At 46.2% G+C, this 236-nt stretch carries 1 protein-coding gene; it reads left to right on the top strand.

Translation table 11 applies throughout. The features are described from left to right. Positions 1 to 30: 30 nt before the first annotated feature. The coding region (locus tag Q4528_RS16080; protein WP_303522766.1) for an AGE family epimerase/isomerase at positions 31 to 236 on the top strand (206 nt) is incomplete at its 3' end.

Below are 236 nucleotides of genomic sequence, written 5' to 3'. Positions count from 1 at the left end.
GAGCAGCGTTTTTGGCAACAGGAGTGGGGATTGTATGCCGACGAAGCCAGTGCCGATTGGCAAACGGTAAGTGACTATCGTGGTCAAAATGCCAACATGCATGCATGCGAAGCAATGATTGCAGCGTATGAGGCTACCCAAGAATCTCGTTATTTACACCGTGCGATTACCATTGCTCAAAATATTTGTTTACGCCAATGCTATTCCACAGATGGCTTAGTTTGGGAGCATTACAA

It is taken from the genome of Staphylococcus pasteuri (assembly GCF_030547725.1).
Lineage (GTDB): Bacteria > Bacillota > Bacilli > Staphylococcales > Staphylococcaceae > Staphylococcus > Staphylococcus pasteuri.
The sequence above is the reverse complement of the archived record's forward strand: the minus strand, read 5'-3'. Positions and strand labels throughout refer to the sequence as shown.